The organism is Winogradskyella sp. (assembly GCF_013042245.1).
Taxonomy (GTDB): domain Bacteria; phylum Bacteroidota; class Bacteroidia; order Flavobacteriales; family Flavobacteriaceae; genus Winogradskyella.
In genome coordinates, this window is record NZ_JABDQL010000007.1 from 1 (window position 1) to 16,324 (window position 16,324).

General features: G+C 33.5%; 15 protein-coding genes. 3 read left to right on the plus strand and 12 right to left on the minus strand.

The features are described 5' to 3' along the window. Positions 1-550: 550 nt before the first annotated feature. The 11 genes from HKP48_RS00250 to HKP48_RS00300 form a co-directional block, all read right to left on the minus strand. Entirely contained in the window at positions 551-2,818 is a 2,268-nt protein-coding gene (locus HKP48_RS00250) for a TonB-dependent receptor (RefSeq protein WP_296341598.1), read from the minus strand. A 67-nt stretch (positions 2,819-2,885) separates the two neighbouring features. After that, positions 2,886-3,314: a hypothetical protein gene (locus tag HKP48_RS00255; RefSeq protein ID WP_296341601.1), complete on the minus strand. Its 429-nt coding sequence runs from the start codon at positions 3,312-3,314 to the stop codon at positions 2,886-2,888. Between the two features lie 36 nt (positions 3,315-3,350). Beyond that, complete coding sequence (locus tag HKP48_RS00260; RefSeq protein ID WP_296341603.1) at positions 3,351-3,779, minus strand: hypothetical protein; 429 nt, start codon at positions 3,777-3,779, stop codon at positions 3,351-3,353. A gap of 45 nt (positions 3,780-3,824) precedes the next feature. Continuing rightward, positions 3,825-4,607 (minus strand): ABC transporter permease, encoded by a 783-nt coding sequence (locus tag HKP48_RS00265; protein WP_296341605.1) that lies wholly within the window; start codon positions 4,605-4,607, stop codon positions 3,825-3,827. Next, a complete protein-coding gene (locus tag HKP48_RS00270) occupies positions 4,600-5,307 on the minus strand; it encodes an ABC transporter ATP-binding protein (protein WP_296341607.1) in 708 nt (235 codons plus the stop codon). The genes HKP48_RS00265 and HKP48_RS00270 overlap by 8 nt, the downstream gene beginning before the upstream one ends. Continuing rightward, a complete protein-coding gene (locus HKP48_RS00275; RefSeq protein WP_296341609.1) occupies positions 5,301-6,542 on the minus strand; it encodes a nitrous oxide reductase family maturation protein NosD in 1,242 nt (413 codons plus the stop codon). The genes HKP48_RS00270 and HKP48_RS00275 overlap by 7 nt, the downstream gene beginning before the upstream one ends. A gap of 9 nt (positions 6,543-6,551) precedes the next feature. Further along, positions 6,552-6,983: a nitrous oxide reductase accessory protein NosL gene (locus tag HKP48_RS00280; protein WP_296341611.1), complete on the minus strand. Its 432-nt coding sequence runs from the start codon at positions 6,981-6,983 to the stop codon at positions 6,552-6,554. Continuing rightward, positions 6,980-7,597: a hypothetical protein gene (locus HKP48_RS00285; protein ID WP_296341613.1), complete on the minus strand. Its 618-nt coding sequence runs from the start codon at positions 7,595-7,597 to the stop codon at positions 6,980-6,982. Before HKP48_RS00285 ends, HKP48_RS00280 begins: the two co-directional genes overlap by 4 nt. 92 nt (positions 7,598-7,689) lie before the next feature. Then, on the minus strand, positions 7,690-9,642 hold the full coding sequence (nosZ, locus tag HKP48_RS00290) for a Sec-dependent nitrous-oxide reductase (RefSeq protein ID WP_296341615.1): 1,953 nt from the start codon (positions 9,640-9,642) through the stop codon (positions 7,690-7,692). Positions 9,643-9,672: 30 nt separating this feature from the next. After that, the gene (locus HKP48_RS00295) at positions 9,673-10,254 is read right to left on the minus strand and encodes a fasciclin domain-containing protein (RefSeq protein ID WP_296341618.1); all 582 of its coding nucleotides are present in this window, start codon (positions 10,252-10,254) and stop codon (positions 9,673-9,675) included. A gap of 27 nt (positions 10,255-10,281) precedes the next feature. Next, positions 10,282-10,761, minus strand: coding sequence for a cytochrome c (locus HKP48_RS00300; protein WP_296341620.1), 480 nt, complete (start codon positions 10,759-10,761; stop codon positions 10,282-10,284). Between the two features lie 114 nt (positions 10,762-10,875). On the opposite strand from HKP48_RS00300, the gene HKP48_RS00305 reads away from it, so the two are divergent. Continuing rightward, positions 10,876-11,307, plus strand: coding sequence for an Rrf2 family transcriptional regulator (locus tag HKP48_RS00305; protein WP_296341622.1), 432 nt, complete (start codon positions 10,876-10,878; stop codon positions 11,305-11,307). 3 nt (positions 11,308-11,310) lie between these two features. On the opposite strand, the gene HKP48_RS00310 is transcribed toward HKP48_RS00305, so the two are convergent. Then, entirely contained in the window at positions 11,311-11,823 is a 513-nt protein-coding gene (locus HKP48_RS00310; protein ID WP_296341625.1) for an alpha-ketoglutarate decarboxylase, read from the minus strand. A 115-nt stretch (positions 11,824-11,938) separates the two neighbouring features. On the opposite strand from HKP48_RS00310, the gene HKP48_RS00315 reads away from it, so the two are divergent. Both HKP48_RS00315 and odhB read left to right on the plus strand, forming a co-directional pair. After that, positions 11,939-14,695: a 2-oxoglutarate dehydrogenase E1 component gene (locus HKP48_RS00315; RefSeq protein ID WP_296341627.1), complete on the plus strand. Its 2,757-nt coding sequence runs from the start codon at positions 11,939-11,941 to the stop codon at positions 14,693-14,695. A 47-nt stretch (positions 14,696-14,742) separates the two neighbouring features. Continuing rightward, positions 14,743-15,984, plus strand: coding sequence for a 2-oxoglutarate dehydrogenase complex dihydrolipoyllysine-residue succinyltransferase (gene odhB, locus HKP48_RS00320; RefSeq protein ID WP_296341629.1), 1,242 nt, complete (start codon positions 14,743-14,745; stop codon positions 15,982-15,984). Positions 15,985-16,324 lie beyond the last annotated feature (340 nt).

The following is a 16,324-nucleotide window of genomic DNA, read 5'->3' on the forward strand; positions in this document are numbered from 1 at the left end:
ATTTACTATTTCCTGTCGCTCAAATAATTCGAGGCTTTTGAAGTATTCTGTGAAATTTTGTGGTATCATGACTTTCGTTTTTAATAAAATACAACTTATTTAAGTCATATTATAGAATATAGCCTTATTTTTTTATTATTGTAATGCTAACTATCATAAGCTAAAATAAACCTGATTTTCTGTATTTTCGAGCGTGGTCGAAGTGTAGTCGAAGTGTAGTCGAGAAATATAAGCACTTGATTTTAATACCTTTCGACTTTAGTTTATGCTGAGCACAGTCAAATTACTCAATGCTATAGATTAAATTAAAATTAATTTATGACATATTACGGACATTCAATTTAAAAATTAATCCAAAATTGTTTTAATAAAATTTGAATGTCCGTAATAATTAAAATTTCAAACTCATTTTGTCACATTGAGCGTGGTTAAAATGCCTTGTAAAACAATACTTTAGATTTCTCGACTGTCGCTCGAAATGACAGAGAAATCATTATGTTTTTCAATTTATGATTAAAAAAGGATAATCAAAATTTTTAATATAGATTGCTTAAAATGTAAAATTTACTGATGCAAAAGCGTTACGGCCAGGTGCAAAAATAGGTGTGTTATTTCCTCTCACTGATCGGCTTAGGTGTTCATAATAATTTTGATTAAAAATATTATTTATACCTGCTGTAATATTTCCTGATTTTGAAAACTGATACGCCAATCTCAAATTTAAGTTTGTAAAAGCTGGAGTCTTTGTTTCACCAAATTCTTCAGAAATACGAGATTGTTCTAAGACGTGTCTAAAAGTTAATTGTGGTAGTAGTTTTCCCTTGAGAAAATTACCAGATAATGTGTACCGAAAATCTAATGGAGCAATCTCCGGCAGAGGTTCATCGCGTTCTAAATCTTCGGCATATGTGTAAGCTATACCAACCTGTTGTTCTAATCTGGTAAGAATTTGTTGTCCCCAATTGATTTCAAAACCAGTTTTTAATGCGTCTTCGATATTTGTAAATCGTCTAACGCCAGGACTCATAGATATTACTGGAGAAAGGTTAGGGTCTATAAATGAAGATATATAATCCTGTAAATAACCAGCAAATACATCAACACCAATGATTGTGTTCTTGTTTTGCCATTGAAGGCTAATGTCTAATTGATTATTAATTTCTGCATTTAATTTAGGATTTCCTAATAGTTCAAAAGGGTCTTGACCCACTGGGAAGAAATTAATGTATCTTTCTGTAAGTCCAGCACTGCGTTTTGCCCTAGCAACCCAAGCCCCAAGAGTAAAACGTTTTCCAAATTTTCTTGTAGCGCCAAGACTAATACTCGGGTTAAACTGCGTAACTCTTGTATTGCCATTAGCTTGTTCAAAAGCATCAGTTGGGTCTTTAATATCTGCATTATTTAATTCTATTCGTGTAGATATAATAAACCGTGTTTTATTTATTTTGTAATGTAATTCACCAAAAACACTAGTTTTTGATATATAACCATCTTGCCAAGCGTTGTCTTGTACCGTGTTTCCTGAGTTTGGCCCCATTAAAAACTCACGTTCCCTAACACCTTCAGCCCCTTCTTGTCTAAAATCTGCTCCTACAAAAAGTTTTGAATTAATAAATTGCCATTCGCCCTCTGTTCTACCACCAAAATTATATGTAGTAGCATTAGTTTGGGTGTTTAGCATTCTTGGATTTAGAGGTTTTAGTAAATTATCCATAAGATGGTCTACAAAGGAAGCAAAGACAGTAGTGTTCCAAGAACGTAGTTGGTCTTTGTCGAACTTTATATCGTGCCTAGCATTGAAGAGCCATGTATCGTCATTTCTTAAATCCATTGGTAAAGCAGGAAAATCGGCATCTCTAGCAACGTTATACACCGCAGAAAGGTTTAACTCGCTTTTTTCTGATAGTTTAAATCCTAAGGTAGACCCAAAACTACCACGATTAAAACTAGAGCTTATGGTTGTACCATCCCCTGAGGTATAATCATCTCCTTGAGACCATGAGCTAAATATTGTAAAGTCATATTTTTTTCCACTGAAGCCTATACGGCCTTCATTTCTTAAAACACTGCCATTACCATCATAACCACTTGATACTCTACCATAAATTTCATTTTCGTTTGAAAATCGTAGTTTTTCTGAAACAAAATTTATCGTTGCTCCAAAGCCTACACCATACCTTAAGGCATGTGGGCCTTTAAGTACTTCGATACGGCTGAGCATATTGGGCGCCATTTGGCTAGTTGGTGGATCCATTCTGTTAGGACACGCAGCCGTAGCACTTTGTGAACCATTGAGCACAATGTTTAGTTGGTCGTATTTAAAACCTCTAAAAACTGGATCGAAACCATAATTACCTCCTTTTCTTATACTGTTTAAAGAAGGTTTTTGGTTTAGAATAGTTGCTGCATCATGAGAAAGTTGGTCTCGATATTCCAACTCTAGGTGCTCTTGAGGCGCTTTTTTGGCCCTCAAAGTTATTATAGTTACAGGGTGCAAGCTAACTGTAACTTGGTCTCTGTAAACTACGCCTAATTTCTCTAAGTCTAATATTTTGTTGTCATTTAATATCCACTCACCATAGTTAATGTGTGAGAAAGTCATCATCAAACCTTTTTCGTAAATAAAGCTAAACTTACCATTAGCATCTGTAATACCATTCTGACTTCCATATTCGAATGTGGCATGATGAATAGGTAATTCTGTCAATCGGTCCAGTAACTGTCCTTCGATTTTATCTTGAGCTGTTGCTGTTAATGAAACAACAGCACAAATAATGAGCATAAGTAGTTTCTTATACAATATTTTGTTGTAATACATAATTCTTTTATTGATTAATTTTCGTAAGAGTAATTGACCAACAAATTATAAGTTAGAATAAGCTGGCCTAGGAGTAGTGATACATATATATTCTTTTTGGTGGGTGCTCTATTTGAGAAACAAATAGTTGAAGTTTTAATCTTTGTGAATAATAAGATTTATGTTTTGTTTTTGAATGAACAAAACCTCTTTCAACCGTCATATTATTTGTAGAAATAATAAAACGAGAGAGTTCTATTCTTTGTTCAATTTGAAGAGGTTGATTTTTGTCCTGTGAATTGGTTTCCGACAACTCTTTTCTTAATTGACATTTACCATTACACCCTTTTTGTTCTTCTTTTTGAATACATAGGGTTTTAGCTATTATGTCTTGATTAATTATAAAATCAGTAATAATAAGGATGGTGTTTATATTATTAGCTAATAAAATACAGGTTAGAAATGTTGCAGTGATTTTATGTATGATTTGTAATATCATAGCATAAATTTCGGACATTAATATCTTAAATTAACTGACTTTTGTCAGTCAACTTTAGCTTTTAAAATATTTAAAATAAGCTTGCGTATACTGTTTTAAAGATTTTATTTTTTTGTCTATTTCAGCAGTGTTTTTTTCGTCTTTTAAGTCTGTTATAATTTCTAATATAGGCACTAAAACAATATGTAATTGGTCGTGTGCTTTGCCTTTCATATCGCAACTTTTAATGATATAACTGGTTTCTTTTGAAAGTATATTGCCTAATACATTACCGTCTGTTGCATTATTGTTTTTAAGAATGGAATCTATGCGTTGCATACCAATATGCGTTTCTTCATTAGCGACCCATTTTTCATTGTTGTTAAACGTAAGACCTTCTAGCTGGATTTTTGATCCTACAATGTCTTGGCCACTTTCATTTTTACAAGACTGAAAAGCAATATTTAGACTTAAGAATACTATTAATAATATGTTTTTTTTCATCGTATTATGTTTTATTTTCCTTTTACACATTATAGGTTCTTATACTTAAAAATCCTTTTTATTTGATTTAAAAATAATTCTAAGAACAGGTAATCCTACCCATATAGTTAAAGCTAAAAATGAAACAATTAAACCAAAACTGGTTCCGAAAAATTGCTTAAAAACAGCTCCTGTGTAACCTAATAAAGCTGATATATCTAACTTTAACAAAATGAGTGTTCGAGATAAATCAATAGGGTTTAGCATAGTGCCAATAAGAGATACTTTATCTAATGGATAATCCTCAAATAAAATAAGCGACATTAAAAATAAACCATCATAAATTATGGCTAAGAACAACCACATCAATATAGCATAGCCAAAGCCTTTAATTTTATTTTCGTGAGATAGTGCTATGTTAAAAGCTAAAGCACTAAAAATAAATGTTAAGAATACACCTACAATAAGTAATAAAGAAAAGTCCCAAATAGCAGAAGATTTAAACAAACCATAAGCAATAAAAGGTAAGCCTAACCCAAGAATTAAACTCATAGATAATGATATTGCTACACCTAAATATTGTCCTAAAAAAATTGAAGACCGTTTAAGTGGTTGCGCCAATAGTAACTCTGTAAATTCTTTAGAATTATAATAGTACATCACACCAAAAATGGTACCTATAAGTGGTACTAAAACGATAATGACATTCATTAATGTAATTACTGCCTTTGATAAATCATTGTTTAGAAATAAAAGTACGATTCCTAATAATAAATAGAAAGCAAAATAGACGTAACTCCAACTGCTACGCATTAAGTCAAAAAAACTGTATTTTAATATTTTAAGCATGGTTTTCAGTTAAAATGTTAGCAATGGCATGCTCAAAATTTTGTTGTTTGGTCAATGTTTTTAATTCGGAAATACTTCCCTTGAAGTAAATTTTTCCTTCAAGAATAAAAACAATATTATCAGCAACTTCTTCAACAAAACTCATAATATGAGACGTGATTAGGATGGTTTTTCCTTTTGCTTTTTCGTTTTTAATAAGTTCTTTAAGACGTATTAATGAAATAGGGTCTAAACCTGTAGTAGGCTCATCTAAAATAATAATAGGACTATTAAACATAAAGGTTAAAACAATATTTACTTTCTGTTTTGTACCACCAGATAGTGTGCCTAATTTTTTGTTTAGAAAAGGTTTTAGTTTAAAAGTTTCAATTAAATTTTGGTCTGCAATAGTGTTTCCTCTTAAATCTTTAATCATTTTAATTAGCTCATTGACTTTTAGATTACTAGGAAAATTTGCGATTTGAGGCAGATAATCTATTTTGTGTCGATAGTTTGAATCATTCTTAATATTGGTGTCAAATACTTTAATACTGCCACTATCAGGAATTACCATGCCTAATATTGATTTTATAATAGTTGTTTTTCCGGATCCATTTGGTCCAAGTACAGCAAAAATGCCTCCTTCTTTAATAGATAGGTTAATGCCATTAAGCACATCATTTTTACCAAATTTTTTATACAAATCGGTTATTTCTACCATTTCACTTGGGTCATTAAGGGTTTGTTGTCAATGAGATTTTCTGGTGTAAAAACAGGTGATACTTTTTCTGAAAAATCTATAATATCTATAAAAAGACTTCGTAGTAATACGATGCTTTCTGGTGTGCGATTCACTAAGTACGAAAATAGTTTTACGGGTCTGTAGGGTATATCACCAAAACCGTTTTTGTCTAGGTCGTAGCCTGTGTAGTTGCTCCAATAATTGTTTTCAAACGTGTTGCTGTTTAAATTTCCTGAATAGGATAAATCAAATGAATTATATAAAAAATTATTTTTTGAATAGGTATTATCGTAGCATGCTCCAATAACTTTTACAGCATAGCCATTATTGCTAAATGTGTTTTCTGTAAATAGGATACGATTTGTACCATCGGCGTTAATACCTATGGTATTATCTTCAAAAATATTATGTTTTAATTCGGCATCGCTTATTTCTTTGAGTAGTATACCATAAGATGCGGTTCCCCAGTTTTTCTTAAAAACATTCCGAAACATTTTTATGCGTTTTGAAAACATAACAGCAACACCAGCACCATTGGCATTAAATATATTGTCTTCATAGATGTTGTCGTTAGAGAACATAAAATGCAGTCCATAACGCATATTGTCGTTAGAGTAATTATTTGAAATATAGCTGTTACTACCAAATTCTAAATAGATACCGTCACGCATGCGCCTAACATCATTATTGGTAATTTTTACATTTTTGCAATGCCATAAATGAATAGCGTTGCCCGAATCTGCTTCAGCTTTACCTTGACCAGCTATAGTGTTATTGTGTATAACGCCATCTTTAGATTTTTGAATTAAAAAGCCAAAAAAAGCATTTTCTACAGTTATGTTTTCTATAGCAAAATCATAAGATTTAAAAAGTAAGATTGCTGCATATTCTTTAGTGTAGCTTACTTTAATATTTTTTATAGTTAGATTTTTTATGACAATGTCTGTAGCTTCTACTGAAAAGCCATAACCCTTATTTTGGGTATCTATTACAGTACCTTCTTCGCCTGAAATATGAAGTGATTTTTTGTAGATTACGATATTAGCCTCATTGTAAAGACCAGATTTAATCAATATACTATTACCACTTTTTGAACTATCTACCGCAGTTTGAATAGATTTATAATCACAACCTGCTTTACAAACTGTAACTGTTTGTGCTGTTGTAAAGTAAATTGAGATTAACAAAAGAAGACTACTTAATTGTATTTTCATATTATGAATTTAGTTCAATTTTTTAAAAATACCATTCCAGTCTAAATATTCTGCTGTAGGATTATTAATTGTTGTCTTAGCTTGTTTTAGTGATACAAAACCAGTAAGATTTGCTCCCATAGGGCTCGTGATTTCTTCAGAAATAACATATTTACTAGTTTTTGCATTTATCATTATGCCTGGCTTTTTATAGTTGGTAATCAGTAGATTACTTTTTGTAATAAGCTCTTGTTTATCACCTAAAAAATTAACCATACACTCAATGGCGTCAAATTTATATTGTTTGCCTTTATCAGTAACCATTTGCGACGCATGTGTTTTTGTAACGATAGTCATTTGACAAAAGTGACACGTGTCGGTTCCGTAATTTATAGGTTGTGGTGTTTTATCACAACCATAAAGTAAACAAATAATTAAAATTAAGACAATAATACGTTTCATGCTTTTAAAGATTTTATTTTTTTATTGCCTAACCAATAAGCGACAAAGGTTAAGAACATTCCAAATCCCATCATATAGGCTCCTGTATGCGGATAAGAATGAGCAACAAAGTTTAGGATATGTTTAGTGCCAAATAAAGGAGGTTTGTAGCTTAGAGGGTTGCCATCAGCATCAGTCATTTTCATAATGGCCTTTGGGTCTAGATTTGTGCCATATTCTACCATCCAATTATTAAAATCATACATGCCTAATACTCCTAAAACACACATAAAAAGAAGCCAAGTTAAAAACCACTTAGGAGAAATATTTTTTAGAAGTCCAAGGAAACCAATAATAATTCCAAGTATTGCCATACCACCAACAACTTTTGGAAATGCGCTAAACTCCCACATTTCGTCATCTTTAGGTAATTTACTCATGCCAATATAATGGTTAAGCCCATCTATGTTTTGTAAATCGTGCTTTTCTTTGCCTTCTAATCCATCTAAATGAATGTTCATTCCAATACCGCTTGGGTATTGTGGTGCCTCTAGCGTAATACTCCAAAGAGGGAATATAAACAGTCCAAGCAATAATGCCGAACCAATAATCATAAGGATACTTGCAGATTTCATTTTTTAATTTTTTTTAGAAATATGGGCGAGTACTCTAGTACCCGCCCATAAAAGTTAAATAAAATTTTAACCAAAATTATCTAACACTTTAACTATTCATCTAATGAATATTTTATTGGTGTGTTTGAGTTTTTTCCTGAAACTCTAACATATCCTTGCATCTCTTGATGCAAAGCAGAACAGAAGTCTGTACAGTAGAATGGCCATACACCTTCGCGTTTAGGTTCCCAAACAATCGTTTTTGTTTGACCAGGCATCACTAAAATTTCGGAAGTATTAGCTCCTATTACTGAGAATCCGTGAGGGACATCAAAATCTTGCTCTAGGTTAGTCATATGGAAAAACACTTTATCCCCAACCTTTACACCTTCAATGTTATCTGGTGAAAAGTGACTACGAATCATTGTCATATTAATATGTACTTCGTTTCCGTCTCTTGTAACTTTACTTTCTGATTCACTTTTTGCAGCATATGGATGCTCATTTTCTTCTAGATCATAGTATTTTTTGCTTTTATCTTTTATTAAATCAGCTCTAATACCTGCCGCGTAGTGTGGTTCTCCATGTGTTGGAAAATCTGATAACAATTCCATTTTATCTCCAGAGATATCATACAATTGAGCAGAGTGTTCTAATTCTGGCCCAGTAGGTAAGTAACGGTCTTTTGTAATTTTATTTAATGCGACCATATATTTGCCAAATGGTTTTCTAGAATTCCCTCCAGGAATCATTAAGTGTCCTACGGAGTAGAAGGTTGGCAGTCTGTCTAAAACTTCCCAAGTTCCTAGTTTCCACTTAACAACTTCTGAAGAAATAAAGAACGTCGTATATGCATTTCCTTTTCCATCAAACTCGGTATGTAAAGGACCTAAACCAGGTTGTTTAACAACTCCAGCTATCGTATTTTCATAACTCAATACAGGGATTCCGTAAGCATCGTCAACAAAATCTTTATTTTCTATTGCAGTTAACATTTTCTCAAAAGAGTATACACTTAAATCAGTCGATAATTTACCACTTCCAATAATGTATTCACCAGAAGGGTCAACATCACATCCGTGAGGTGATTTTGGAATAGGAATATAGTAGACTGCACCTTCAACATCTTTTGGGTTAATAGAGATGACACCCTCTTTCATTGTTGAGGTTGCAGAATGAGTTTTTTCATCGTAAACATTATGTGCATATGTGCCAGACACTTTTTTACCACCACCATTTTTCACATAGTCTACTATTTTTTTCCAATTAACAGCAGCGATATAATCTTTGTCATTTTGAGACGCGTTAACTTCCATCAATGTATTAGCTTCTTCGGTATTATAACTTGTGAAAAAGAACCAACCATGAGATTTATTTCGACCAGGGTGTGCAAGGTCATAATTAAAGCCAGGCATGTTTAACTGAAACTCTAAATTCATACGTCCATTATCTGCAATACTCACAAAAGAAAGCGGACCTTTAAATTTCCCTTTCATTTCATTAATCGGCATATCACGTTGTGGATTAGGAACTGCAAAACGGGTCCCTGCAACAATATATTCTGTGTTTTCTGTTACAAATGAAGATGCGTGGTTACCAGCACTATTAGGTAACTCAATAATCTCTTCAGTTTCAAATGTCTCTAAACTTATACGTGCAATACGAGGTGTATTATTTTCATTAATGAAAATCCAACGTCCATCTAACTCTCCTTCAGTTTGAGAAATATCCGGATGGTGAGCGTCTCCCCATGGTACAAACCCAAAAGAAGTATTTAGCATCGCTTTAGTTTCTTCAGAATAGCCATAACCAGAGGTTGGAAATTGAGAAAAAACAGGGATTTCTTTCAGCATACGACCACTTGGCAGACCATAAACTGTAACATTACCACTGTAGCCACCAGACATAAAGCCGTAGTATTCATCGTGCTCACCAGGAGCGACATATACCTTTTCGGCTTTACTAGACGTCAATGCACCAGATTTATCACCGTCATTACTATTACCACAACTCACTAAAATCGTTAGAGTTGCAATAGTCATTATATATTTACCTATTGTTTTCATAAAATCTTGTTTTAATTAGTTATTGATTTTTTAGTCTCTAGGAAGAATGACACTTTCTGTAACATGCACCCATCCATTACTCACATTTACTGTTCCTAATATTTTAATACCGTCTACATACATAGAACCATCCTTTTCTGTAACCTCTAAGTATTTTCCAGAAGCCATATAAAGTTTACGTCCTTTTGTTGCATTCTTTTTTAAGGTTTCAATTGGGTAATTTGCAGGTGCAACATGATGTGTTAAAATAAATGCAAGTTTACTTTTGTTCTCGGGCTCTAAAAGACTGTTAAGCGTCGCTTCATCAATTTTTGCAAATGCAGCATTATTAGGTGCAAATACAGTTAGCGGCCCAACATTTACAAGTGCATTTTCTACTTCAGCTGCTTGTACTGCAGCCACTAAAGTGGTATGGTCTTCTGAGCTAATTGCTAATTGTAAAGCGTTAGGAGTACCACCTTCATCTTTAATAAAGGCTTGGCCAGATTTTTGGCTAGCTCTACCCTCGTCCGAACTAGTGGTCCCACTATCAGATGATTTTGCGCTATTGTTACAACCGATAAAACAGATTGAAACAACAAGTAATATAATTGTTTTAGTTAGTGTTTTCATAAGTTAAATGTTTTAGTGAGGTTTATTTTAAAGTGTTCTGAAGTATTCTAGAACAGCTCTAGCTTCTTCTTTTGTTAAATTTTGATTTGCCATTGGAGAGCCATTAAACTCTATTAGTAAATCTTTAGCTAATGGGTCTTCTTTTACCATTTTATCAGGCGCTAGAATCATGTTCATTATCCATTCGGGTGAACGGCGCTCTAAGATCCCTTTAGGAGAAGGGCCTATAAATTTTTTCTCTGCCTTATGACAAGCCGTACACATTTTTCCGTAAATCTCCTTACCGTGAGCAGCCATATCTTGATCCACAACTAACGCTAAATCTAATGATGTAACAGGACCAACACCCTTATTTCCTAATTCTACTCGTTCAGATGCTTTTTGTTTAATTTCTTCTTTTACAGGTGCTTTTTTGCCATATGACACATCTTCTTTTTTGTCGTTTCCTCCGCAGCTAATAAATATAAAAGCAAGGATTAATGTTAGAATATTTAATGTATTTTTCATTGATTATGATTTTGTTACGTCAAATTTAAACCCAATAAAGATTTTAAATTATGACAAAAATCATATTTAGGATAAAAACATCTTTTTTATATTTGGTGTTAGATAATAAAAATCATGTTTTCAAATTCAACAAAATACGCTATTAAAGCGGTTTTATATCTAGCAGTTCATTCTTCAGAACAACATAAAATTGTAATAAATGATATTGCTGAGCCAATTAATGTTCCTAAAGCCTATCTAGCTAAATTGTTACAAGAATTATCTAGACAATCTATTATATCATCTACAAAAGGGCTTAAAGGAGGTTTTTATCTCAGTAATAAAGATCGAGAGCGAAACATAAAAGATATAATAGATGTTATTGATGGGGAAGACCGCTTAAATTCATGCTTATTAAGCCTGAAAGATTGTGATAGCAAGAATCCATGTTCCTTACATCATTTAGCTTACAGTCAAAAACAAATAATATTAGATAACTTTAAATCTAAATCTTTAAATGACTTAGCTATGCATTTAAAAAGCGGAAAATCTGTTTTGCCACTATAAATTTTAAAACCAAAACCTCACAAAAGGTAACCAAGGGTCTGCATAGATGCTCTCGTCTTCGTCATAAAGTACATCATACCTAACTCCAAAGATGACATTTCCGGCTCTATAGCCAACACCAAGAAAAAGTGCAGAAGTCCAAAAATTATCTCTGCTTTGACCTGAGAATTGTGAGTCGAAAGAGGTGTTTACATTAACTTGCTCTAGTTCTACAGACAATTGTAGTTCTGGAAATGGGTTGGTCAGAGCAATAATACTTCCGCCTAATATTGTAGAATTAAAAACATCTCGCTGGCTGCTGTAACTTCCTGTTAAACCAAGACCAGCAGAAAAGTAAGGGTTAAAATCATAAACGGCTTGCGGTGCCAATGTGCCACTAAAAAAACCATTTCCAAAATTAAGTCCAAGACCACCTCCGAATCTTACATTGTCCCAGAAATCTAGGTTTTTATTATCTTGAGAAAAACTCAAAATCGATACAAAAATAAATGCAATACTGAGATATAATGATTTCATAGAAAGTATATATAATAAAACAAAGGTTATAAATATACTAATTGTGTGACTAAAAAAGCGAAAAGTTGTACTTTTGCTTAAACTTTGTTGAAACGAAAACGTCTCAAAAAAACAAATGGATAAATATTCCTTTCTTAACGCAGCACATACAGCCTATTATGCTGATTTATACGACCAATATCTTAAAAATCCTGATTCTGTAGAGCCTAGTTGGCGTGCCTTTTTTCAAGGGTATGATTTTGGTGCAGAATCTTATGGGCTAGATGATGAAATAGTAGAAGGTGTATCGGCTCAAATTCCCGAACATCTTCAAAAAGAGTTTCAAGTTGTAAAACTTATAGACGGCTATAGAAGTAGAGGGCACTTGTTTACAAAAACAAACCCAGTAAGAGCAAGACGTAAATACGCACCGACTTTAGAAATTGAAAATTTTGGCTTGTCTGAGTCCGACTTGCAAACAACTTTTTCTGCTGGAGAAATTATCGGTTTGGGTTCGACAACACTTCAAAATATAATAGATCATCTAGAGCGCATATACTGCGATTCTATCGGTGTAGAGTATATGTATATACGCCAACCAGAAGAGATTGATTGGATTCAGAAGAAACTTAATATTAACGATAATCATCCAAAATTTTCTGCAGAAGAAAAAAAGAATATTCTCAAAAAATTAAATGAAGCTGTTTCTTTCGAGACTTTTTTACATACTAAGTACGTAGGACAAAAGCGTTTCTCGTTAGAAGGAAACGAATCTTTTATTCCAGCACTGGATGCTATGATAGAAAAAGCTGCTGATTATGGGGTTAAGGAGTTTGTAATGGGTATGGCACACCGTGGACGTCTAAGTACACTAACAAATATTTTTGGTAAGTCTGCAAAAGACATATTCAGTGAGTTCGATGGAAAAGATTATGAAGAAAAAATCTTTGATGGTGATGTAAAATACCATTTAGGTTGGACTAGTGACCGTGAAACCGATACAGGTAAAAAAATAAACTTGAGTATAGCCCCAAACCCTTCACATTTGGAAACTGTAGGTGCTGTTGTCGAGGGTATTGCGAGAGCAAAACAAGACAGAAATGAAATTGAAGATGCTTCACAGGTACTACCAATTGTGGTTCATGGAGACGCAGCCATTGCAGGTCAGGGTTTAGTCTATGAAGTTGTACAAATGGCGCAATTAGACGGTTACAAAACCAATGGTACAGTACATATTGTTGTTAATAATCAAATAGGATTTACCACAAATTATTTAGATGGACGCTCAAGTACTTATTGTACTGATGTTGGGAAAGTAACACTTTCACCAGTTTTGCATGTCAACGCTGATGATGCAGAATCTGTTGTTCATGCCACGTTATTTGCACTAGATTTTAGAATGCAATTTAAGCGTGATGTTTTTATTGATTTATTGGGTTACAGAAAATATGGACACAATGAAGGAGACGAACCAAAGTTTACGCAACCGTTATTGTATAAAGCCATTTCAAAGCAGAAAAACCCCAGAGATATATATGCAGCAAGATTACTTGCAGAAGGTGTTATCGATGAAGGCCATGTTAAAAATATAGAAAGAGAATATAAAGATAAGCTAGAAGAAAAGCTTGTTGATTCTCGTAAAATTGAAAAAACTAGAATTTCTCCTTTTATGGAAGAACAATGGAAAGACTTTGTTCGTGTTGATGAAAAGGAAATGATAAAATCTGTTGATACAAAGGTGTCAAAAGATTTACTAAAAAGTATTACCAAAACAATATCTAATCTTCCTGAAGATAAGAAGTTTATTCGTAAAATTCAGCGATTGATAGAATCCCGCCAAACTATGTTTGATGAAAACCGATTGGATTGGGCAATGGCAGAACATTTGGCTTATGGGTCATTACTTTCGGAAGGGTTTAATGTTAGAATTTCAGGACAAGATGTTGAACGTGGAACTTTTTCTCACAGACATGCCGTTGTAAAAGTTGAAGATAGCGAGGAAGAAATCATTTTGCTTAAAAATGTATCTGACAAGCAAGGGCAATTCAATATTTATAATTCATTATTATCAGAATATGGTGTTATAGGCTTTGATTATGGTTATGCCATGGCAAGTCCTAATACATTAACCATTTGGGAGGCACAATTCGGTGACTTTAGCAATGGTGCTCAGATAATGATAGATCAATATATTTCATCTGGAGAGGATAAATGGAAAACCCAAAACGGATTGGTAATGCTATTACCTCATGGCTATGAAGGTCAAGGCGCTGAGCATTCATCAGGACGTATGGAACGTTACTTACAAGTATGTGCTAAAGACAACATGTTTGTTGCAGATTGTACCACACCAGCCAATATGTTTCATTTGCTACGTAGGCAGATGAAAGCAAATTATAGAAAACCATTAGTTGTTTTTACACCAAAGAGTTTATTACGTCATCCAAAGGTCGTTTCTAGAGTAGATGAATTTGCCAAGGGTAGTTTTCAAATGTTGATAGATGATGAAAATGCTAAAGTTGATAAAGTAAAAACTCTAGTTTTTGTCACAGGTAAATTCTATTTTGATTTACTTGAGGAGCAAGAAAAATTAGAAAGAGAAGATGTTGCACTGGTTAGAATAGAACAGTTATTTCCGCTACCAGCTGAAGCCATGAGAGAAACCATAGAAAAGTATAAAAATGCAAATGATGTGGTTTGGGCACAAGAAGAACCAAGAAATATGGGAGCTTATAGTCATATGCTAATGCATTTAGATGAAGCCAAAACATTTAGAGCTGCGAGTAGAAGACCATATGGTGCTCCAGCTGCGGGAAGTTCTGTACGTTCCAAAATACGTCACAAAGAAGTTATAGATTTTGTTTTTGATAAAAGCAAAAACAACCAGAGATAAATAAAATTAATACAACTCAAATTAGAGCTTAAATAAAATATAAAAGCATGATTTTAGAAATGAAAGTGCCTTCACCAGGCGAATCAATCACAGAGGTCGAAATTGCAGAATGGTTAGTGCAAGATGGCGATTATGTAGAAAAAGACCAAGCCATAGCAGAGGTAGACAGTGATAAAGCAACATTAGAATTACCAGCAGAAGCAAGCGGAATTATAAAGCTTGAAGATACAGATGGCAATAGATACGAAGAAGGAGATGCTGTCGTTGTTGGTGCCGTGGTTTGCTTAATAGATACAAGCGCAGAAAAACCTGAAGGTTCTACAGAATCAGCAATGAGTTCTGAGGAGCCTAAGAAAGAAGAGAAACCTAAAAAAGAAGAAGCTAAGTCTGCAGTATCAGAAACAGAAACTTACGCTACAGGGACTCCAAGTCCAGCTGCTAAGAAAATTTTGGACGAAAAAGGAATAGATGCTAAATCTATTCCAGGTTCTGGTAGAGATGGACGTATAACTAAAGATGATGCAGTTAATGCCGTACCTTCAATGGGAACGCCTACAGGCGGAAACCGTGGCACATCTCGTAGCAAAATGTCTATGTTGCGCCGTAAGGTGGCAGAACGTTTGGTTGAGGCTAAGAATACTACGGCAATGTTAACCACATTTAATGAGGTTGATATGTCCCCAATTTTTGACTTACGTAAACAATACAAGGAAGACTTTAAAGCAAAGCATGGTGTAAGTCTTGGTTTTATGAGCTTCTTTACTTTGGCGGTTGTACGTGCATTAAAAATGTACCCAGCCGTAAATTCTATGATTGATGGAAAAGAAATGTTGTCTTATGATTTTGTAGACGTAAGTATTGCAGTTTCTGGGCCAAAAGGATTGATGGTGCCAGTCATCAGAGATGCTGAAAATTTATCATTCCGAGGTGTAGAATCTGAAGTAAAACGATTAGCTATAAGAGCCAGAGATGGAAAAATTACAGTAGATGAAATGACAGGTGGTACATTCACAATTTCTAACGGAGGTGTATTTGGAAGTATGCTATCAACTCCAATAATTAATCCACCCCAAAGTGGAATTTTAGGAATGCATAATATTGTTGAAAGACCTGTAGCTATTGGCGGAAAGGTAGAAATAAGACCAATAATGTATGTGGCATTATCCTATGACCATAGAATTATTGATGGTAAAGAATCTGTAGGATTCTTAGTTGCTGTTAAAGAAGCGTTAGAAAATCCTGTAGACTTATTGATGAATAATGATATTAAGAAAGCGTTAGAAATGTAAGAATATCAAAACATGATAAATATTAAAATAATCCTCAAAATTTGAGGATTATTTTTTTTGTAATAAAAAAGCGAAATTCCACCAAATTGCGCTTTTAATTTTCTGGACAACCTTATATCTAAAAAGCTAACTAAACTAAAATTAACTAAAAAAATCTTAGCTATATTAGCTGATACTATGATGACAGTACAAATAATTAATAGTAACACAAATATTTTAGGCTATATTCTAATATATGACTGAATTAGTACTTGTTCTCCATAATTCCCAAGCGGATTGCCCTGTAATGGCATATAATGCAAACTCCTTTAGGCGTTGATTATTATTCTTAATCCGCTCA

Coding starts and splice junctions, on each gene's coding strand:
- HKP48_RS00305 (WP_296341622.1), top strand. CDS start 10,876: ATGTTTTCAAATTCAACAAAATACGCTATTAAAGCGGTTTTATATCTA.
- HKP48_RS00315 (WP_296341627.1), top strand. CDS start 11,939: ATGGATAAATATTCCTTTCTTAACGCAGCACATACAGCCTATTATGCT.
- HKP48_RS00310 (WP_296341625.1), bottom strand. CDS start 11,823: ATGAAATCATTATATCTCAGTATTGCATTTATTTTTGTATCGATTTTG.
- HKP48_RS00300 (WP_296341620.1), bottom strand. CDS start 10,761: ATGAAAAATACATTAAATATTCTAACATTAATCCTTGCTTTTATATTT.
- HKP48_RS00260 (WP_296341603.1), bottom strand. CDS start 3,779: ATGAAAAAAAACATATTATTAATAGTATTCTTAAGTCTAAATATTGCT.
- odhB (WP_296341629.1), top strand. CDS start 14,743: ATGATTTTAGAAATGAAAGTGCCTTCACCAGGCGAATCAATCACAGAG.
- HKP48_RS00275 (WP_296341609.1), bottom strand. CDS start 6,542: ATGAAAATACAATTAAGTAGTCTTCTTTTGTTAATCTCAATTTACTTT.
- HKP48_RS00285 (WP_296341613.1), bottom strand. CDS start 7,597: ATGAAATCTGCAAGTATCCTTATGATTATTGGTTCGGCATTATTGCTT.
- nosZ (WP_296341615.1), bottom strand. CDS start 9,642: ATGAAAACAATAGGTAAATATATAATGACTATTGCAACTCTAACGATT.
- HKP48_RS00265 (WP_296341605.1), bottom strand. CDS start 4,607: ATGCTTAAAATATTAAAATACAGTTTTTTTGACTTAATGCGTAGCAGT.
- HKP48_RS00295 (WP_296341618.1), bottom strand. CDS start 10,254: ATGAAAACACTAACTAAAACAATTATATTACTTGTTGTTTCAATCTGT.
- HKP48_RS00280 (WP_296341611.1), bottom strand. CDS start 6,983: ATGAAACGTATTATTGTCTTAATTTTAATTATTTGTTTACTTTATGGT.
- HKP48_RS00255 (WP_296341601.1), bottom strand. CDS start 3,314: ATGTCCGAAATTTATGCTATGATATTACAAATCATACATAAAATCACT.
- HKP48_RS00250 (WP_296341598.1), bottom strand. CDS start 2,818: ATGTATTACAACAAAATATTGTATAAGAAACTACTTATGCTCATTATT.
- HKP48_RS00270 (WP_296341607.1), bottom strand. CDS start 5,307: ATGGTAGAAATAACCGATTTGTATAAAAAATTTGGTAAAAATGATGTG.